Annotated in this window: 17 protein-coding genes; 7 read left to right on the top strand and 10 right to left on the bottom strand. The window is 61.6% G+C overall.

Translation table 11 applies throughout. The features are described from left to right. Window positions 1-85: 85 nt before the first annotated feature. From GG26_RS05260 to GG26_RS05230, 7 genes are all read right to left on the bottom strand, one after another. Window positions 86-1,198 (bottom strand): NAD(P)/FAD-dependent oxidoreductase, encoded by a 1,113-nt coding sequence (locus GG26_RS05260; RefSeq protein ID WP_011429170.1) that lies wholly within the window; start codon window positions 1,196-1,198, stop codon window positions 86-88. A 33-nt stretch (window positions 1,199-1,231) separates the two neighbouring features. Then, on the bottom strand, window positions 1,232-1,384 hold the full coding sequence (locus GG26_RS05255) for a photosystem II protein Y (RefSeq protein ID WP_011429171.1): 153 nt from the start codon (window positions 1,382-1,384) through the stop codon (window positions 1,232-1,234). 429 nt (window positions 1,385-1,813) lie between these two features. Next, window positions 1,814-2,815, bottom strand: coding sequence for a M14 family metallopeptidase (locus GG26_RS05250; protein ID WP_011429173.1), 1,002 nt, complete (start codon window positions 2,813-2,815; stop codon window positions 1,814-1,816). A 293-nt stretch (window positions 2,816-3,108) separates the two neighbouring features. Continuing rightward, window positions 3,109-4,578 carry a glutamate-cysteine ligase family protein gene (locus GG26_RS05245; RefSeq protein ID WP_414389226.1) on the bottom strand — a complete coding sequence of 490 codons (1,470 nt, stop codon included), beginning with the start codon at window positions 4,576-4,578 and terminating at the stop codon, window positions 3,109-3,111. Between the two features lie 55 nt (window positions 4,579-4,633). Next, complete coding sequence (locus GG26_RS05240) at window positions 4,634-6,583, bottom strand: alpha-1,4-glucan--maltose-1-phosphate maltosyltransferase (RefSeq protein WP_414389224.1); 1,950 nt, start codon at window positions 6,581-6,583, stop codon at window positions 4,634-4,636. Between the two features lie 73 nt (window positions 6,584-6,656). Continuing rightward, entirely contained in the window at window positions 6,657-8,009 is a 1,353-nt protein-coding gene (locus GG26_RS05235) for a TldD/PmbA family protein (protein WP_099812554.1), read from the bottom strand. A 153-nt stretch (window positions 8,010-8,162) separates the two neighbouring features. Then, window positions 8,163-8,486, bottom strand: coding sequence for a hypothetical protein (locus GG26_RS05230; protein WP_143596990.1), 324 nt, complete (start codon window positions 8,484-8,486; stop codon window positions 8,163-8,165). A 244-nt stretch (window positions 8,487-8,730) separates the two neighbouring features. On the opposite strand from GG26_RS05230, the gene GG26_RS05225 reads away from it, so the two are divergent. The 3 genes from GG26_RS05225 to GG26_RS05215 all read left to right on the top strand — a co-directional run bounded on the left by GG26_RS05225 (window position 8,731) and on the right by GG26_RS05215 (window position 11,730). Then, the gene (locus GG26_RS05225) at window positions 8,731-9,000 is read left to right on the top strand and encodes a TIGR02450 family Trp-rich protein (protein ID WP_011429178.1); all 270 of its coding nucleotides are present in this window, start codon (window positions 8,731-8,733) and stop codon (window positions 8,998-9,000) included. Between the two features lie 292 nt (window positions 9,001-9,292). Then, a complete protein-coding gene (ispF, locus tag GG26_RS05220; RefSeq protein ID WP_011429179.1) occupies window positions 9,293-9,766 on the top strand; it encodes a 2-C-methyl-D-erythritol 2,4-cyclodiphosphate synthase in 474 nt (157 codons plus the stop codon). 182 nt (window positions 9,767-9,948) lie between these two features. After that, window positions 9,949-11,730 (top strand): ABC transporter substrate-binding protein, encoded by a 1,782-nt coding sequence (locus tag GG26_RS05215; protein ID WP_099813278.1) that lies wholly within the window; start codon window positions 9,949-9,951, stop codon window positions 11,728-11,730. A gap of 1 nt (window position 11,731) precedes the next feature. Here the strand turns inward: GG26_RS05215 and GG26_RS05210 are convergent, their stop codons facing one another. The 3 genes from GG26_RS05210 to GG26_RS05200 form a co-directional block, all read right to left on the bottom strand. After that, complete coding sequence (locus tag GG26_RS05210) at window positions 11,732-13,897, bottom strand: amylo-alpha-1,6-glucosidase (protein WP_099813277.1); 2,166 nt, start codon at window positions 13,895-13,897, stop codon at window positions 11,732-11,734. A 58-nt stretch (window positions 13,898-13,955) separates the two neighbouring features. Further along, window positions 13,956-15,038, bottom strand: a complete 1,083-nt coding sequence (locus tag GG26_RS05205) for a glycosyltransferase family 4 protein (RefSeq protein ID WP_414389220.1) — start codon at window positions 15,036-15,038, stop codon at window positions 13,956-13,958. 434 nt (window positions 15,039-15,472) lie between these two features. Beyond that, window positions 15,473-16,117 carry a hypothetical protein gene (locus GG26_RS05200; protein ID WP_414389218.1) on the bottom strand — a complete coding sequence of 215 codons (645 nt, stop codon included), beginning with the start codon at window positions 16,115-16,117 and terminating at the stop codon, window positions 15,473-15,475. Window positions 16,118-16,447: 330 nt separating this feature from the next. On the opposite strand from GG26_RS05200, the gene purF reads away from it, so the two are divergent. From purF to GG26_RS05180, 4 genes are all read left to right on the top strand, one after another. Continuing rightward, entirely contained in the window at window positions 16,448-18,019 is a 1,572-nt protein-coding gene (gene purF, locus GG26_RS05195) for an amidophosphoribosyltransferase (protein ID WP_414389216.1), read from the top strand. A 57-nt stretch (window positions 18,020-18,076) separates the two neighbouring features. Beyond that, window positions 18,077-18,604, top strand: coding sequence for a peptide deformylase (gene def, locus GG26_RS05190; protein WP_011429188.1), 528 nt, complete (start codon window positions 18,077-18,079; stop codon window positions 18,602-18,604). 10 nt (window positions 18,605-18,614) lie between these two features. Then, complete coding sequence (locus GG26_RS05185; RefSeq protein WP_099812550.1) at window positions 18,615-19,031, top strand: thiol-disulfide oxidoreductase DCC family protein; 417 nt, start codon at window positions 18,615-18,617, stop codon at window positions 19,029-19,031. Window positions 19,032-19,497: 466 nt separating this feature from the next. Further along, the coding region (locus GG26_RS05180) for a pentapeptide repeat-containing protein (protein ID WP_414389211.1) at window positions 19,498-19,901 on the top strand (404 nt) is incomplete at its 3' end.

Genomic DNA, 19,901 nt, shown 5'->3' with positions numbered 1-19,901 from the left:
ATTGAACCCCTTCGTCTCACCGCCTATCCTCCAGCCCGCCAAGCTGCGCTGTGGCAGGAGTACCCCGGAGGTTCTGATGGCGCCGTTAGCGGGCGTGCGCAGGGATCCCCAGCATTTCCAGCAAGGTTTTAGCAGCATCCTGGCCGGAGAGCCAGGCGCCTTCTACTCGCTCCCCGGCACACCAATCGCCGGCACAGACCAACGGCAACCCCTTGCCGGCACCGGCAGGGACGTGGGTGCCCAGGCTGGCCAAACCTATCGTTTCCACAGGAAAAGCGTAGCGCCAGCGATGCACCTGCATCCATTGCGGCGAGGCCAGCCAGGGATCCAGCCGTTTGGCGGCGTGATCCAGCAGTTCTCGACCAGCTTTTTCCAACTCGGCGGGGCCGGCATCCAGATACCGCGACGACCACTCCGCCCCCCCGTGCAAGACCACCAGCGGCGGCAAGGGCTGTAGGCGCTTGCTGCTGTCCAGGGCCAGCCAGGCCAGCATCGGATCCTGCAAACACTTGATCCCCTTCCAAGGCGGCAGCGGCGTGCTCTTCGAATAGCCGGCCAAAACGGCAATGCAGGGCTGGTAGGCGGCGGATCCCGGCAGAGAGAGCAGGTTGTCGGCAGGAGGGATCCCCTCTTGCAGCAAAGGCAACAACTGGGGAGCTGGGATTGCCATCACCACTGCCGCGGCCTCGTAGCACTGGCCGTTTTCGGCCTGTAATTGCCAGGTGGTTGCCAGCGGCCTGAGGCCGACCACACGCGTCTGGGTGTGGATGGACAAGGAGGTGGCTAGCTGTTTGGCCAGCGTCGTCATGCCCTGTGGGCAGATGTAGCGGGGTTTCTCGGCGTTGGAGTCCTCTGGGCGCAACCCCTCTCGATCCAGCAGGTGCAACGAGCGCGTCCATTCCCTCAGCAGCCCTAGGCCCAATAGCTCCTTCAGCCAGCGATAAAAGCTGTCGGAATCGGCGGTCAGGTATTGAACCCCGTGATCTACAGGCACTGTTTGTCCGGCATGCTCAACCCGCCGGGTGGCCATGCGCCCACCCAAACCCACCGATTTCTCCAGCACCAAGACCTCCAGCCCCGCCCGCCGCAGTTGCCGTGCGCAGGCTAGGCCAGCCACCCCGGCCCCGACGACAACGACGTCCGCCGACTTTGCGTTGCCCAGGCCTGGCCTTGCCCCCTGGAGATTTTCGTCTGACATACAGGGCCTATCGGCTGCAACCGGATCCCACCTTCAACTCCCGCTCTTGCCAAAGGGGTTGTTGCCCCTTTCGCCGAAGAGCTTGGCTTCCCCCTTGATGGCAGCCTTGATGATGTTGTAAGCGGCCCAGCCAACCACCAAAACAATGGGTGCCAGGACGATCAGCGGACGGAGATCCATATCCATAGTTTCATCCCCCTCTCATCAACGGAGTAACAAGAGCTTCCAGAGTTAGCAACTGCTGGGATCCCGAAGAGCGAAGCTTTTTTGGGGTTTGGGTTTCGCTTTGGGCGGGGTACAACTCCGGAAGAACGGCTATGTCCAGAATAAACCCAGGTATACCTTCTCCCGCTAAGCCCTGACGGACTGGGGCAAAAACCTCCGCTCACGCCAGCAGGACAGGATCCCTGGATGATTTCTCAGAGTTGCTGCTTACTCAGGATCTTCACACAGCCGGAGAGTGGCTGCTTCGCCGTTCCTAGCCCATTCTGCAGCAAGCCCGGCTTCTGGACAAGAGCTTGCCTTGTTGCCTCTTGCGGGGATGGGCCAATCGAGCTAGGCGAGAACGTCCGTCGCTGGCGCCACGTAGACTGCGCCCGAGAGTAGCGCGGAAGTTTAGCCAGCCAGGGAGTAGCGCTCCATCAAGTAGCAGAGGCAATCTTGGCGGATGATGCGGCTGTTGAGGGTGAGCATGCCGGGCATGATGGGCACGCGGGTGCGAATTTCGCCATCTTGGGCATAGAAGAAGCGATCCGCCACATCTTGGCCCTGCTCGTCTTGTACCTCCAGGTGGAAGCCGTTGTTCGTCCAGCCGATGCGGGTGTGGGGAGGGAGCTCCCGAAAATTGAGGAGATCCAAATCGGGGGGAAAGCGCAGGTGCGGGTCGCCCGCCTCTTCCCCAAAGCCGAAGCTTACCTCGTCTGGGATCTTGACGATGGCGACGCTGTGGAACAGGTCGATATCCTGGCTGAGGACGGGGCGTTGCGGCAGCGCCGACAGGTGCAGGCAGGCTTCCAGAAATTCGCAGGCATGTTGGGTGCCGTGGGGCTGATCCGGCTTGCCACATTCCAGGGTTACCGCCGGGCAGAAGCGCCCAAAGGCCATGCTCTGCACGCCTTCTGGCCGCCTGAAGTAGAGGACAGTGCGACCAAACAAGGTGGCCAGGTGCAAGGTGGAAGGATCTAGGTAATTGACACAGGCGTAATGGGGGTTGGTGCCCGTGTTGTTGTGGATGTCAACGCTGGCAAAGACGCCGCGTTGCCGCATCTGCCGCAAAACCGCCTCGGCCATGGCATGCTCGGGGGTGGAGCCGGGGACCCAAATGCGGTTGTAGTCTGGCTGGCCGTCCAGGCGCCGCTGCCCATAGCGAGCAGCCCGTACATTGCCGATGAAGAGAGACAGAGAACGGGGCAGTTCCCGCCGGGTGTAGCGGCGCAGAAGCTGTTGCACCGCCTGCCAGCCGGTGACCTCGTTGCCGTGCAGCAGGACGGATACAAACAGGGGGGGATCCCGCCGTCCCGCCAGATGGATAAGGGTCGGCCCGCCCAAGCGATCCTCCAGCTGATGGGCCTCTAGATCCAGGAGTTGATCCGGCAGGTGGTCGAGAACGGTGAGCATAAGGGTTGGGCAAGCACCTCAACGCAAACCTTTTGGCTGCTCAAGGGCAGAGGGGATCCGGGAAATCGAGCCCTCTCTCTAATTCAGAGCCCTCACCCCCAGCCCCTCTCCCAGCGGGAGAGGGGAGATGGAGATTGGGGTAGCGAACTGTCTCATCCCTAGCTGGAAATAAACAACTGGCTGCCGTGCTTGGGGCTTGGGTCGTCGCCCTGCCCTTTGAGAAGGCATCCCTTCCGATACAGGCATGCCCAGGCGGTGATCTGTCTCCCCTGCCATACAGGGAGAGCGCTTCCCTAGCCGAGATCCCAGGTGTGTACCGGCCGGCCTTGCCGCTGCCGTTCCCAGTAGGCACAGGTCAATTGTTGCATATCTTTACCATGCCGAGCCACGTAGCGGCGCTGCCAGGTGGCCCCATTCTGCCCCGACTCTACCCGGGCGCGGAGAATGCCCAGATACTCCTGGATATCCTGGGGGGCCAAGTCCAGTTGCGCCAAGCCCGCCTCTGCTTGCGGGATCAGCTCTTGCAGCAGCAATTGGCGCAGGGATCCCTGCCAACCGTTGAGCCAGGTGATGGGGGCCTCCAGGCCGAAGCGGGCGGCCGCGTAGAAATTGGCGCGGCACTGGGCAAAGCTCAGCTCCTGCTCCGGGGGAAGGGGTCGGGCTCCCAGGGCTTGCACCAGGCCAAAGTAGAAGGCTGCATTGGCGATCATGTCCGGCAGGGTGGGGCCTGCTGCGGCCACCCGCTGTTCGATGCGCAGGTGGGGAACGGGATCCAAGCCGATGAGGGGGCGGTTCCAGCGCCAGATGGTGCCGTTGTGCAGACGCAGATGGGCCAGCTCAGTCGGGGCAGCGGCTAATCTTTGCGGCAACACCACCGGGTAGCGGTGCAGGTTTTCCCAAAACAGCTCCATCAGCGATCCCTGGACATAGCCTTGCCCGAAGGTGACGCGGGGGTGGTGGGTGGGGGCGAGGGGGGGTGGGCCATCCAAGGCTTGCTCGAACACAGGGATGCGGGTTTCCGCCCACAGGTCGTGACCAAACAGATAAGGAGAATTGGCCGCCAGCGCCACCAAGGGGGCCGACACGAGCAGGGAAGCGTTGAAGTAGCGGGCTGCCCGGTGGGGCGACACCTGCAGATGGATTTGAAAGGAGGTGGTGGCCGCCTCCAGCATGATATTGGGGTGGGTGACCCGCAGCCGGGTGGCAGGCCCTTCGATCGCCAGGCCCAGAGAAGGGATCCCCGAGGATTGCTCGCGCCGGTGCAGGTTCAGGATCTGCTCGTTGAGGGCCAGATAGCGTTTGCGGGGGGAGATCATCTCCAAGGTTAGCTGCTGCTGCTGCAGCGTGGGTAAAATGCCGATGATCATCAGCCCTGCCTGCAGTTGCTCGGCCACTCGGCAACAGCGATCCCACCTCTGTTCCAGCTCTTGGCGGAGCTGCTGCAGAGCGGATGCAACCAAAACCTGGGGCCGGCTGTTGAGCTCGATGTTGAAGCGGGCCAGTTCCGGCACCACCAGCGGGTCGTTGACGGCCTCCAGGTAAGCTGAGTTGATCGGGGCCGGATCTCCCTGGGGGGTGACCAGCCAAGCTTCCAGCTCAAACCCGCCCACCGGGGATCCCTGGGCAAAAGGCCGGCAAATGGGATCCAGCCCCGGCAGGCCGGCCAGCCAGCGGTCCAGCAGATCCGTCTCCTGCTGCAGCCGAGCTTTGAACTCGGCAAAGTCCTCTGCGCCAAAGCTGAGGGAGGCAATCTCTTGGCCCATCGAGACAACTCCGCGGCTTTCGTGGATGAGATCACTGCACTGCTGGTATCGGGCTTCAGCTTTCGACGAGAAAAATATGGGCCGGCATCGTCCAGGGATCCAGCTTGATGTAGTTGGTGGATCCCTGCCAGGAGTACTGCTGGCCGTCCAAGAGGTCGATCATCTTGAAAGTTTGCCAGTGTTCCAAACCCAAAGCCCCCAGGTTGAGGGTGACCCAGCCAGATTGAATGTGAAACGGATCCAGATTCACCGCCACCAAAATCCGGTTGCTGCCATCAAAGGTGCGCTTGGAGTAGCAGATCAGGGCCTCGTTGTCGGTGGGGTGAAACACCAGGCTCCAGTCGCTTTGCAAAGCCGGGTTTTGCCGCCGGATCTGGTTCACCTGCGCGATCAGAGGCCGCAAGTTATCCGGCGCGTCCAGATCCCAGTGGCGGATTTGGTATTTTTCTGAGTCCAGATACTCTTCGCTGCCGGGGCGGAGCGGGCGGTTTTCACAGAGTTCAAAAGCGGGGCCGTAGATGCCGTAGCTGGCCCCCAGCGTAGCCGCCAGGATGAGGCGCAGCATAAAAGCCGGGCGTCCCCCCTTTTGCAAAAACTCGTTCAGAATATCCGGCGTGTTGGGCCAGAGGTTGGGGCGGTAGTACTCCCGCATCGGGGTTTGGGTGAGCTCGGTGAAGTACTCGGTCAGGCCCCATTTGTCGTTGCGCCAGGTGAAGTAGGTATAGGATTGGGTGAAGCCCAGCTTGGCCAAGGATTTCATCAGCTTGGGGCGCGTAAAGGCTTCGGATAAAAAGATTGTCTCCGGGTGCTTGGCCTTGATCTCGCCGATGCACCACTCCCAGAAGCCAAAGGCTTTGGTGTGGGGATTATCCACCCGAAAGATGGTTACCCCTTGGTCGATCCAGTATTCGATAACGCTTTTTAACTCCTCCCAGAGGGCCTGCCAGTTTTCCGTCTCAAAGTCGAGAGGGTAGATATCTTGGTACTTCTTGGGCGGGTTTTCCGCATATTGAATGGTGCCGTCGGGCCGCTTTTTAAACCATTCCGGGTGCTCTTTCACATAGGGGTGATCTGGCGAACACTGGAAGGCGATATCGAGGGCGATGTCGATGTTGAATTTTTTGGCCTCCGCCACCAAGCGATGAAAATCCTCCAGGGATCCCAGTTGGGGATGGATGGCCTTGTGCCCGCCTTCTGGCCCGCCGATGGCCCAGGGGGAGCCCACGTCATCCGGCTCCGCCGTCATGGCGTTGTTTTTGCCCTTGCGGAAGGTGCGCCCGATGGGGTGGATGGGGGGCAGGTAAAGCACATCAAAGCCCATCTCGGCAATCTGCGGCAGGCGGGCGATCACATCCTGGAAGGTGCCGTGGGTGTGCTCGTCAGGGCCACAGGAGCGGGGAAACAGCTCGTACCAGGTGCTGAAGCGGGCCTTCTCCGGATCCACCCAGACCCGTCGCTCCGGGTAGGCGGTGACGAAGCGGCGCTCGCCGTAGAGCTGCATCAGGGATCCCAGCGTCGGGGAAAGGGCGATCTCGATAGCTGGATCCCCGCCTTGGCGGAGCATTTGGGCGTAGTTGCGCAACTTCGCCGCCAGATCCCCGCTTTGAGCCTGGGCGGCCCGCTCCACGAGCTCCGCCCCGATCAACAGCTCCACCGCCACATCCTGCTCGGCAGCCACCCGCTTGTGCAGATCCTGCTGCCAGGTTTTGAAGGGATCCACCCAGGCCAGAATCCGGTAGAAAGCTTGGCCGATTTGCGTGACCTGGAACTGGGCCCGCCAGCGGTCGTTGCCAAGGGGCTCCATGAAGATCTCCTCCCAGTCGGTTGCCCCGGCCTGGCGGAAACTGAGCACCGCCGAGAGTTGGTCGTGGCCATCGGCGAAGATGTCCGCCTCCACCACCACATACTCCCCCACCGTCCGCTTGATGGCGTAGCGCCCGCCGTCGATTTCCGGCGTCACCGCCTCGATGATGGCGCGTTGCCGACCTTCCGTTGGCCACATCATGATCCCTCAGCTTGCCTTTGCCTGCTCACAGGCTTGCCAGCCTGCCCTTTCAGAATGCCCAACCGACTTTACGTTAGCCCGCCGTTACCGATACATCTTCGATGCGCAGGGCGGGAAAAGCGGTGGTGCCGTTGAAAACGGTTACCTCTTGTGAGATGGCGGAGATATTGCGCAAACAATCGTAGAGGTTGCCGGCAATGGTGGTCTCCAGGATGGGGCGTTTTTCGCCGCCTTTAACCAAAAAGCCCCCCTTCACCACCCCGGAAAAATCGCCAGTGATGGGGTTGCTGCTGCCGGAAAGCCGGGTGACGATAATGCCCCGCTCCATCGCATACAGCTCAGACAAAGGGGTTGTCCCCGGGGCCACGCTCAAACAGGCCGGCCCCACGCCCGGCAAGCTGCCCGCCCCCCCTGTGGCATGGCCGTTGGACGGGATCCCGGCAGCCCGGCCTTCGTAGCTGTTGTACATGAAGTTGCAGAGGATCCCTTCATGGATCAGGGGGGTAATTTGGCGGGGGATCCCCTCGCGGTCGAAGGGCTCGATGGGGTAGCCAGGCAAGCCCAGCCCCTCGGAAACCAACGTCAACAGGGGGCTGGCGATCAGGGATCCCATCTTCTGCGCCAGCGGGCTTTTGCCTTTGCGCACCGCGTCCGCCCCCAGCACAAAGAGGAGATCCCCCAGAAACTCTTCCACCACATCCGGCGGCAGGACGATGGGGCCGCGGAAGCTCTCTCCCTCGGTAGCTCCCAAGGCCCCCACACATTTCTGGACAAAGCGTTCAAAAGCCCGCTCCAGCGCCGGCACCAGATCCGCCCGCTTCTGGACGCTGTCGCCGTCGTAGGCAAAGCTGCCCACCTCGTCCCCATCGATGGCCATGCCGAACAGGGATCCGCCCGCCTCGACGCTGTGGTAGTTGGCGCGGATGCCGGTGGAAGAAGCAATGGCCACGGTATCCTCTTCTACGCTGAACGAGCCGCTGTCGATGGTGATGCGCGGGTCTTGGGAGCGCACCCACTCCACCAGTTGGGATCCCAGTTGCGTCAGCTCGGCGGCATCCAGTTCCAGCAGGCCCGGGTCGAGGGCAAAAGGCACCTGGGGCAGGGGCTGGGGATCTGGCAGGCCGTTGAGGGGATCCGCCGGCGAAGCCTTGGCCATGGCCACCGCCTCAGCAGCCGTCTCCGCCAGATCCTCAGGGCGGTTGGAGGTGGCAAAGCCCAGCCTGCCGCCGCAGAAAACCCGGATGCCGAACAGGGTCTCGCTGCTGCTGCGGGCCAGGTTGAGGTCATTTTTCTCAAAGGTGACTTCCGTCTCGCGGCCTGAGTTGGCGAACACCTCTGCTTGGTCAGCTCCGGCAGCCAAAGCCTTTTGCACACCCTGTTCGCAGAGATCCAGCAGGTTTTCAGGAGAAATGACGGAGCCGGCCATAGAAAGCTTGAGATCCGCAAGAGAACAGTTCTATTATCGACCCTAGCAGCAAGGCCTGCCCCAGGAACGGGGCCCAGAAGAGCGCGCCTGTTTCAAGCGGTTCCCTCAGGCGCCGGGATCCGTTTGCCGGCGGTTTTCCGGATCCCTATCGGATCAGGGCTGCTCCAGGGGCTGATCTGAAAAAAGCAGGGGGGCAATGTTGGCTGCCTGGTTGAGCGGGATCTCGTCGTGGATGGCGTACTGATAGAACTGATCCAGCCGCTGACACAAACCTTCTGGGGTCAAAGCCTGCACGTTGGAGCTGATGATGTAGCTCTGGGCAGGAGAGGCCCGAAAGGCCTGAAAGGCTTTGCGACAAAAGGCCTGCTTGGCCTCAGGATCCGCCTGGCGCCACTCCGGCCCCGTCAGTTTGCCGGATAGTGCCGGCTGGGTGGCCGCCCAAGCGCTGGACGCGACCAGGGGCAGTCCTGTTGCCAAGATCAGGCCAGCCAGGATCAGAAACAGAAGGCCTCCCTTTAAAAATATCTGACGAGAAAAGAACTGAAGCCGTTGCCAGTGTTGCCCCATGGTTGGATAGGCTAAAGGTATCCCTTCGATCATACCGATCGCAGGAGAATCCAAAGCGGACGGCTTCTGCTCGTTTTGCCTGCTCCCCAGGGTTCTTGTAACCGTCAAAAAAGCTTGGCCGATCTCAAAACAATTGCCAGCACCCGTCCGTCCCGTGGCTCGCAGCAAACCCCGCCAAAAACAGCGTTTTCCCCACCTCCTCGGCTCCAAGTGGACTTCCGTTCAGCCGGTGATGGGTTGGCGACATTTTCAGGTCGCCGCCCGCCAAGAGGGAGAAGGGGGGCTGGTGTTTGCCGAGCTGAGGGCCGTCTGCGATCCCCAGGTGCGCCTCTGGGTCAACGCCGCCACCCTCAAGAACCGGGATCTCTGGCAGCCGGGCTGGGCACCGCTGGAAGACGGGATCCCTCTAGCGCTGTATCCTTAAGCAAGGGGGAGAAGTCTCGGAGAAAAAAGATGCCCAGGTGCGATGTCTGCGGGAAAGAGCTCAGCTACAGCGATTATCAGTGGGCCAAGCGCTGTACCAATCCCTACGGGAAATCCCACCTCATCTGCTTCGACTGCTACAGTGGCTCTTCTTGTCCCATCTGCTACTCCCCTCTCGAGTCGGCAGAATAGAGAGAGGTCGTTCTCAAAAGCCGCTTGTCCTCTCCCCGTGAGCCAAGCTCTTGGGAGGAAGTGGCAGAGGTCTCGATGGTTTTCCCAAGGGAGCCGGAACAGTGCGCATTGGCCAGGGCTATGACATCCACCGCCTCGTCGAGGGGCGCCCCCTGATCCTAGGTGGGATCCGGATCCCTTACGAAAAAGGGCTGTTGGGCCACAGCGACGCCGACGTGCTCACCCACGCCATCATGGACGCTCTCCTGGGGGCCGCCGCCCTGCGGGACATCGGCTACTACTTTCCCCCCGAAGACGAGCGCTGGAAGGGGGCAGACAGCATTCTCCTCTTGCAGCAGGTGGTGCAACTGGTAGGCCAAGAGGGCTGGCGCATTGCCAATGTCGATAGCGTCGTGGTAGCGGAGCAGCCTAAGCTCAAGCCCCACATCCCCGCCATACAGGCCCGCCTGGCCGAGGCCATGCAACTATCGCCCAAACAAGTAGGCGTGAAGGCCACCACCAACGAAAAACTGGGCCCCGTCGGCCAGGGAGAAGCCATGGCCGCCTTTGCCGTCGTCCTGTTGCTGGAACGCTGAGCCGCCGCTTTCTGGGAAGCACCTGGTCATCGCGCTGCCCAAGCTGCCAAACTGGCAAGCAACCGCTTCAAAAGTTTGCCCCAATTGCCGTGCAACCCCCTGCTGCCTCGATTGGGAGAGGGGCTGGGGGTGAGGGGCGCTGGCGGGCCCTTTCAAACTTGCTCGGATACTCAGCCAAGGAAATGGCAGGCCAAAACACCACCTCAACAGAGCAGCTCAAGAGAAGCCTTTTTGTTCCCCTATTCCTAGGGATCCTCCTCCTCTGGCTTGGCGCCTGTGCTGCTCCCGCCCGCCCGCCCCATCTCATTGCCACCGTTACCTCGGATCCCAAAACCTTCAACACCTATCTGGCCACCGAGAGCTCCAGCCGCGACGCCATCGCCTACCTAGAGGCGGGCCTGGTCACCCTCGATGAAGATACCCTCCTGCCCAAGCCGGAGCTGGCGGAAGGCTGGGAAGTGTCTGAGGACGGCTTGCGCTATGTCTTTACTTTGCGGGAGGGGCTGCGCTGGTCGGACGGGGAGCCCCTGACGGCGGCAGATGTGGACTTTACCTTCAACCGCATCATCTTCGACGAGCGGATCCCGACCTCGGCGCGGGATGTGTTGCGCATCGGCGAGGCGGGGGCGCTGCCCCAGGTGCGGGCCTTGGACGAGCGGCGGGTTGAGTTTGTCCTGCCGGAGCCCTTCGCCCCCTTCCTGTTGCAGGCCGGATCCCCTCTCTTGCCCAAGCACATTCTGGAGCCCACCGTGGAGCAGGTGGACGGCCAGGGCAACCCCCTCTTTTTGCAGACCTGGGGGGTTGACACGCCGGTGCAGGAATTGGTGGGGGCCGGCCCCTACGTCTTGCAGGAATATACCCCCGGCCAGCGGCTGGTGTACCGCCCCAACCCCTACTACTGGAAAGGGGAAGGGATCCCGCGCATCGAGCGGGTCATCCTGCGCATCGTGGACTCGGAAGATACGGCCCTGTTGCAGTTTCGCTCCGGCGAGACCGACGTGTTTTCGGTGCGGGGCAGAGACTTTCAGCTCCTGAAGCGGGAAGAAAAGCGGGATCAGTTCACGATTTACAATCTCGGCCCCACCCTCAACAACAATTTCTTTGCCTTCAACCTCAGCCGGGCCCGCAACCCCCAAACCGGACGGCCCTTTGTGGATCCCGTCAAAAGCCGCTGGTTCAACGATTTGAACTTCCGCCGGGCGGTGGCCCACGCCCTAAACCGCCAGTTTTACGTCGAGAGCGTCCTGCAGGGGTTGGGCGAGATCCAGCACTCGGTCTTCTCCCCCGCCAGCCCCTTCTACCTCAGCCCAGCAGAGGGCCTGCCCACCTACGACTACGATCCCGAGAAGGCGCGGCAACTGCTCTTGGCTGCCGGCTATACCTACGACGCCGAAGGCCACCTGCGGGATCCCGACGGCAACCGCGTCCGCTTCAGCCTGATCACCAACGCCGGCAACAACCAGCGGGAGGCCACCGGCGCCTTGATCAAGGCCGACCTGGCGCGGATCGGCATCACCGTGGACTTCACCCCCATCGCCTTCAACACGGTGGTGCAGCGCACCGACAGCCGCGACTGGGAAACCTTGTTGCTGGGCTTTGGCGGCGGCGGCACCGAGCCCAACAACGGCTCCAACATCTGGCGCAGCGATGGCCGCCTGCACCTGTTTAACCTGGGGGATCTGCCCGGCAACCCCGCCGAAGGGGTGGAGGTGAGCGATTGGGAGCGGGAGATCGACCGCATTTTTATCGCAGGGGTGCGGGAGCTGGACTTTGAAAAGCGCAAGGCCCTCTACGACCGCTTTCAAGTGATCATCCAGGAACAACTGCCCCAGATCGGCACCTTCAATCCCCTGGTGCTCTCGGCCCTGCGCAACCGCCTGCAAGGGGTGGATCCCCGCCCCATCCTCGGCCCTCTCTGGAACCTGGATCAGCTCTCCATCCAGGACGTGCTGCAGGAGCGGTAGCCTACCTCACCGTCAGCTCCACCTCCCCCGTGCTTCTAAGGACGTTGATCCCCACCCCTCCTGCCTGGAGATACAGGCCGATGTCCAGGGATCCCCGCCCCACCTGAATGTTCTCAAGAGTTACATGAGGCAGCCATAGGGGCAGGGTGGGCTGAGTCAGGTGCACCCGCTGGGCCAGCCCGTCGATCTCCAGCCCCAGGCAGGCCTGCAGCAGCAAGAACACGCTGGCTGCCGCCCAAGACTGGGGCAGACAGGCCACGGGGTAAAGGGTGGGGCCCTCCCGCTGGCGCCGGCGAAAGCCACAGAACAGCTCCGGCAGCCGCCGCAGCTCCAGAAACTGGCTGGCATCGAACAAGGCCGTCAACACCTGGGCCGCTTCCGCCTTGTAGCCATAGCGGGAGAGCCCGGCTGCAATGAGGGCGTTGTCGTGGGGCCAGATGGAGCCGTTGTGGTAAGACATGGGGTTGTAGCGCCCTTCCCCTTCCGCCAGCGTGCGGATCCCCCAGCCGCTAAAAAAAGCCGGCTCCACAAGTTGGCGGGCAATGCGCTCGGCATGCTGCGGGTGGGCGATCCCGGAAAACAGGCAGTGGCCCATGTTGGAGCTGCGCACGCGGCAGGGCTGCTTGCGCCCGTCCAGAGCCAGGACATACCCCCCCAGCTCCTCGCACCAAAACTGCTCCCAAAACCGCTGCTGCAGCTTTTCTGCTTGCTGTCGCAGCTGGGCTGCCTGCGCCTGCCGCCCCAACAGCTCCGCCATCTCCGCCGCCAACCGCTTGGCCTCGTAGGCGTAGCCCTGCACCTCGCACAGGGCAATGGGCGGCTCCGCCAGGGATCCGTCGGCATGGAAGATGGCGTCTTCCGAATCTTTCCAGCCTTGGTTGCGCAGGCCCCGCCGCGCCTTGCCGGCATACTCCAAAAAGCCGTCGCCGTCGGGATCCCCGTAGGTGTCCATCCAGCTCAGGGCTGCCTCGATATTCGGCCACAACTGCCGCAACAGCTCGAGATCGCCGCTGCGGCGCACATAGCGCCCCGCCAGCACCACAAACAAAGGGGTGGCGTCGATGCTGCCGAAATAATTGCCAAAGGGGATCTCGCGGGTCTTAGCCATCTCGCTGTAGCGCTGCTCGTGCAGGATCTTGCCCGGCTCGGCATCGCGGCTGGGATCCACCTCCTGGGCCTGGTGGGCCGCCAGGTACAGCAGCACCCCCCGTGCCAAATCGGGAAACCACCAGAGGGTGGCCAAGGCGGTGATCAGCGCGTCGCGGCCAAAGACCGTGGCAAACCAAGGTACCCCGGCGTGGGGATAGAGCCCGTAGGGGGTGCGGGCCAGCATCATCACCAGGTCGTCCCGCGAGGCGTTGAGCCACTCGTTAAACTGGGCGTTGCCAGTGTCGATGCGGTGGGCCAGAGCTCTTAGCGCCGCCCGATGCTCCCGCTCCGCCTGCAGGGCCTCCTGGTAGCTCAAGAGCGGGATCTCCTCGCCGCCATAGCTGCAGACTACCCGCACCTCCAAATCCCGCTCCTCCTGGGGCGCCAGCGGCACCCACCACTGCGCCAGCTTTTCCGAGACCACCTCCGGCGCAGGAGAAAACAAGATCCGGGTTTGCCGCTCCACCCCGTCCAGGCCGCGGTAGCGCAAAGTTACCCCTTCTGAGCTCACCTGGGGTGGCAGCACTTGTCCCCGCTGCGAGCGCCGGATGCCGCGAATCTCAAACATATCGGCAAAATCGGCCTCAAAGCGCAGGGTCAGCGGCACCCGAAACGGCTCCGAGCCGTAGTTGTGGATGCGAATCCGCTCGTAGGCCACGTTGTTCCACAAAAAAGTAGTCCGCAGAACATGCAGGGTATCTTGACCGATAAACTGCCCCTTCGAGGTGGTGAACTCGGGGTTGGTCAGATCCACCGCCAGAATATCCTTGTCTTCTCGCACCTCCGAGCTAAGCAACAAAAACTGCTTCCCCTGCAAATCCAAGACCAGCCGCGACAAAAAGCGGGTATCATCCCGAAACAGGCCGTGATCCCGGATGCCGAGGGGGCGCATGTTGCCCAGCCGGTCAAAGATGGCAAAGCAGTTGTCCTGCTTGAGGACGTGGGGACGCGCCTCCACCAGCGAAGCGCTGGCGCGGATGTAGTACTGATCCTGAATCTGAATAATGTCTTCGGCCATCTCGGTCTTCGCACCCAACCAAAGCAGCAAAACAGCAGCCTCGCAGCTAGCTCAAGCTTTAACTGGGCAGAGTTGACAGGCCAGGGGTGGCTTTCTTCGAGCGCTCCTGCCGCTCGTTCACCAGTTGCCGGTAGAGGGCCTCATATTCCGACACCATCCTCTCGACGCTAAACCGCTCCTCAAACACCTGCCGCACCCCGGCTCGGTCAAGGGATCCCACCTTTTCGATTGCCTCTACGGCCTCTTCCACCGAATCGACAATAAAGCCGGAGCGGCTGTCCGCCATCACCTCAGGCACCGAGCCAAAGCGGGTGGCGATCACCGGCGTGCCGCAGGCCATGGCTTCAATCATCACCAGCCCAAAAGGCTCCGGCCAGCGGATGGGAAACAGCACCGCATAGGCCTTGCCCAAGAACTCGCTTTTCTCCTGTTCGGTGATTTCCCCCACGATCTCCACATTGGGGTGGCGGCTGGCCAAAGGCTTAATTTCCAACTCGTAGTACTGGCGATCCACCGCGTCGATCTTGATAGCAGCTTTCAGCGGCATCCCTGCCCGCGCGGCAATTGCAATGGCCGTGTCCAGCCCTTTTTCCGGCGAAACCCGACCCAGAAAGGCCAGGTAATCCCCCTTTTCTGGATAGAAACGGTGGAGATCCAGGGGCAAACCATGGTAGACCGTCCCCACCCAGCGCGCCTGGGGCAGGGGCCGCCGCTGGGCATTGGAGATGGAGACCACCGGAATGTCCTGAAACTCAGTGTAGAGAGGCTGCAGCTCCGGGATGTCCAGTCGCCCGTGTAGGGTGGCCAAAAAAGAGACTTGAGGATGGCGGCGGGCCAGGGCGTAGGGATAGTAGTCGATGTGGCCGTGGATGATGTCGAACTCGTCGGCCATCTGAAAGGCCTTCTCCACCATCAGGATGTGGGGCGCCACCGTGTCGATGGCCGTGGGATCCAAGCGCAGAGCCCGCTCCCGAAAGGGGATCAGGCGGGCTTGGGTTTGGGAGTCGCCGCTGGCAAATAGAGTCACCTCGTGCCCGCGCCGCACCAGCTCTTCGGTTAGCCAAGAGACCACCCGCTCCGTGCCGCCGTAGAGCTTGGGGGGCACGCTCTCGTGCAACGGGGCAATCTGAGCAATGCGCATCGTTATCCTCCGAACTAAAAACTTGGCAGCCGTTCGGGGCTGTTGGCTGCGCCGAGCTGAAAGGCGCTTTCCGGGCGCTGATCCCGGCAGCACAGTTGTTTGACAGTCGGTCGCAGATTTTCTTGCTGCTAACAACCCCTTGGCTAAAGCAGGATAAAAACAGGATCCAGTCAGAGCCAGGTTTAGCCTCTATGCTAGCCGGCTGAGCCTGCTACAGGGGCTGGCAAGAAAACACCCCAATTCCCGAATCTGGCCGAACTTTTCCGGGATCCCTGGAGGGAGAAACGTCGGCGGCGCCTCTTGCAAACCCTAGCTTACCCCCGTGCCGGAGCCCAGCAGCCTCCTCAACTTGCAGACCTTGAACACCTGCTGCCCGGCAAGCATTTCAAAAACAACCTCGGCTCCCCAGACAGCCAAGGAACTGTCTCCGCTGGTTAGGTGGGCCTAGGCGTTGGGGTGGGCGAAGGGCTGGGCGAAGGCGACACAGAGGGAAAAGGATTGGGCGTGCCGGTCGGGGTTGGTGTTGGGGTGGGTGAAGGCGGCGGCAGTACCCGCAAAGGGGCTTTGGCCGAGGCAATGCGGCCTTGAGTGTCTGCTACCATGGCCGTAACCTCGTAATCTCCAGGAGGGACAGAGGCCGGAATGGTGATGGGAAGGGTGCCGATGCAGGTTCTGCTGTTGACCTGACAGCCGGCGGCAGCGGCAGTGAAATCAAACGTGAGGGTGAGAGGGTTTTGTCGGATTTCCACCCGGAAGCTGATGCCGCTGCCCAAACCCGCAGGAGTTGTTACAGCCACCAAGACATTGAAGGGAACCGTCTGTCGCGCGTCCGTCAGTGCCACCACGGCAATCGAAGGTGGCTCCGCCGAGAAGGAAGCGGTGGGGGAAGGGCTGGGGAACGGATTCAAGAGTGGGGTGGGGGTCGGGGTGAGCAGAGGCGTCGGGACGGGAGTAGGCGTCGGACTGGGGACGAGAAAAGGCGTGGGCGTCGGTGCCACAACCGTTACTGGCACAGGCGTAATGGTGACCGAGGGCTGTTCGCGGGCATCTTCTTGGCAGGCCACCAGTGACAACGACACAAAAGCGGCTACACTCGCTCTCATTGCGGAGAACATCCAGCTCTGGCGGAACCTAGGGGGCTGCTGTTTCATGGGCTTTGGCTCCTCATAACACAAGCTTTGGGGTTTTGTTGGGAGAACTGAGTCTCGGCAGCGTTCAACTCAAAACCCACACAGCCCTGCTCCCTCAACTGCGAAAGCAGAGTCTCGCGGGTGCTCCTAACACTATAGATAGAGCCTCAATTTTTTGTAAACACTACGGGTGACATCTACCGCATGGGATCCGCCTCGGCGGTGAGATCTCAAGGGCGCTCAGGTTAGACTGGTAAGTGCCACAGCAAGAGGGGATCCATGGCAGCGAAGGCGGGAGCAGAACCATCTTCAGCGCAAGCAGGGCTGCAAGAGCGACCTGCTGAATTCTGGAACAGCCAGGAAGGGCCCAAAGAGGCCTGCGGGGTGTTTGGCATTCTGGCTCCCGGGGAGGAGGTGGCCAAGCTGACCTATTTTGGGCTGTTTGCCCTGCAGCATCGAGGCCAGGAATCGGCGGGCATCGCCACCTTTGAGGGGGCCCTTTGCCGAGTGCACAAGGCGATGGGGTTGGTTTCCCAAGTTTTTGACCCGGTAAATCTGGGCCAACTGAGCGGCGACTTGGCGGTGGGCCACACCCGCTACTCCACCACCGGCTCCAGCCGCGCCGCCAACGCTCAGCCGATCATTGTGGAAACCCGCCTAGGGCCGCTGGCTTTGGCCCACAATGGCAATTTGGTCAACGCCGAAGAGCTGCGGCAAGAGCTGGAAGCTGCCGACCGCCACCTCACCGGCAGCACCGACTCGGAGTGTATTGCCCACGCCATTGCCCAGGCGGTCAATCAGGGCCAAGGCTGGGTGGAAGCCACCTGTCAGGCTCTGCGCCGCTGCCGCGGGGCCTTTAGCCTGGTCATCGGCACGCCAGAAGGGCTGATCGGGGCACGGGATCCCTACGGCGTGCGCCCGCTGGTGTTGGGGTTTTTGAGCAGCAACCCCACCAGGCAGGAGCTGCTGCAGCCCCAGAGGGTGGGCAGCCCTCATGGCCCCGCAGCCCCACGGTTACACTATGTCTTAGCCTCCGAGACCTGTGCTCTGGATATCATCGGAGCCGATTACCTGCGCCACGTGGAGCCGGGGGAGCTGGTGTGGATTGACCGGCAGGGGCTGCAATCGGTGCGCTGGGCGGAGGCCAACCCTAAACTGTGCATCTTCGAGATGATCTACTTTGCCCGCCCCGATAGTTGCATGCATGGGGAAAGCCTCTACTCCTACCGGGTGCGGCTGGGAGAACAACTGGCCAGGGAAGCTCCGGCAGAGGCCGACTGGGTGATCGCGGTGCCCGATTCCGGCACGCCGGCAGCCATCGGCTATGCCCGCCAGGCAGGGATCCCCTACACGGAGGGGCTGATCAAAAACCGCTATGTGGGCCGCACCTTCATTCAGCCTACCCAGTCGATGCGGGAGCGGGGCATTCGCATGAAGCTCAACCCCCTGGAAGACGTGCTGCGGGGGCAGCGGATTGTGATCGTGGACGACTCGATTGTGCGGGGCACCACCAGCCAAAAGATCGTCAAGGCCCTGCGCCAGGCGGGGGCCACCCAAGTCCACATGCGCATCTCCAGCCCTCCGGTTACCCATCCCTGCTTCTACGGCATCGACACCGACAGCCAAGATCAGCTTATTGCCGCCAAGTACTCGGTGGCAGAAATTGCCGAGAAAATCGGGGTAGACTCTTTGGCCTACTTGAGCTGGGAAGGCATGCTGGCCGCTACGGGCCGGGATCCCAATTCCTTCTGCTCCGCTTGCTTTACCGGCCACTACCCCATCCCCATCCCGGAGGGGCTGAAGCGCTTCAAGCTGGCTTTGGAAACGGCAGCCAGCCGCAAAGACCGCTAGGAGCCTGGGGGGAGAGGAGGGTTCGCCGCAGTTTGCATTTGAATGCCTGCAATCGCCATGACTTTACGCCTGCGCCAGCTAGGGGATCCCATCCTGACTCAAGTGGCTGAGCCGGTCGCCGAGTTTGGGACGCCGGCTTTGCAAAACCTAATTGAAGAGATGCTCGCCACTTTGAAAGAGGCCCAAGGGGTGGGCTTGGCGGCCCCTCAGGTGGGATTCCCCCTCCAGGTCATCATCGTAGCCTCCCGTCCCAACCCTCGCTATCCTGATGCACCCCAGATGGAGCCGCTGGTCATGGTTAACCCCCGCCCCCTAGCTTGCAGCGAGGAGCAGGTGCTGGGGTGGGAAGGGTGCTTGAGCGTGCCCAACTGCCGCGGCCTGGTGGCCCGTTCCCGCGAGGTGGAGGTGGAGTACCACACCCCTGAGGGATCCCGGCAGCGGGTGGTCTGGCGGGATTTTCCGGCGCGCATCTTCCAGCACGAATACGATCACCTCAGGGGCCGATTGTTCCTAGATCGGCAGCCGCAGCAACTGCTCTCTGAGGCCGACTACCAAGCCCAGATTTTGGCCCAGCCCCCTGCCTGAGGATCCCAACATGCCCTACCTGGTCATCTACGACGGCCTGTGCAACCTCTGCGCCAGTGGAGTCCAGCTCTTGGAGCGCCTGGATCGCGGCCAGCAGTTTCGCTACGCCCCCATGCAGGATGGAGCTACCCTGGCCCAGTGGGGGATCCCGCCAGAGCAGATGGAATTGGGGATGATCCTGATCGACCTGGAGCAGCCGCAGCGCCGCTGGCAGGGCTCCGCCGCCGTCGAACAAATTGCCGCCCTCTTGCCCAGCGGATCCCTGTGGCTGGCCCTCTACCACAACCTTCCCGGCCTCAAGCTTTTGGGAGACTGGAGCTATGCCCAGATCCGGGATCACCGCTACGAGTGGTTTGGCCGCCGTGACACCCTTTATCTACCGGCTGTCTGTGAGCGCTGCCGGGATCCCTTGGCAGAAAAGGACTGAAGCTCTTTTTCTGTAAACTGCAATACTTATCTGCCTGGCCCAAGGGATCCCTTTGCCAAGTTTGAATTCCTATCCTCAAAGCTGGCACGTTTGAAAGGTTGAAGTTGAACATATTAGCATATCGAAATATTAGTATATCGAAGAATACCTTCCCGGTGAGAACTCCCCAAGTCTGACCTTGTCTTTATCCAGGGCCACAGTAAAAATAGAAACGAAGTTAGCCGACAGGGAGTGGGCTGTGGCTACAACTGGATATGGAAAGACTAAAGCTGAAGGAGTTGCCGGCAGTTCAGGAGCCGTTCAGCTAGTCCTTAGGAGTGGCCATCCTTATGGGGGAAACGGGACTGTTGGAAGCTTTGGTGAAAAAAGCAGAAAGATTCTTCTACAGACAACGCAGCAGCATCTGGATTGGCAGGTGCAGTTTGCAGTTTGGAAGACCTTACTAAGCTCTGGCATACCTCAACTGGTGCAAGTAGCAAAAACCTATCAAGTTCCCCTGCGTCCGGTTGGAGACATCCGAGAACGATATAGAGCCGGCGAGCGGGACTTTCGCTGGGCAGATCTGAGGAGGGCCAACCTCAGCGGGCTAAACCTAAGGGGGGTGGACTTAAGCGGGGCCAGCTTGAGTCGAGCGAGACTGGGCCAGGTCAATCTAAGCCACGCCAGCCTGGTTGGAGCCAACCTCAGTCAGGCAGACCTCAGTGGTGCAGACTTGAGGGGAGCCGACTTAAGCGGAGCCAACTTGATGGGGGCCAATCTCATTGGGGCCAACCTGCGGGGAGCCAATCTAGCAGACGCCAACTTGAAGTGGGTCGTCATTTCCCGCGAAACGCAAATTGACCGCAAGTGGCAACTGATCTGGGAAATTGT

It is taken from the genome of Synechococcus sp. 'PEA 65AY6A-5F PE A' (assembly GCF_047462575.1).
Lineage (GTDB): Bacteria > Cyanobacteriota > Cyanobacteriia > Thermostichales > Thermostichaceae > Thermostichus.
Note: the sequence above shows the minus strand (reverse complement) of the source record. Positions and strands in the feature narration are given on the sequence as shown.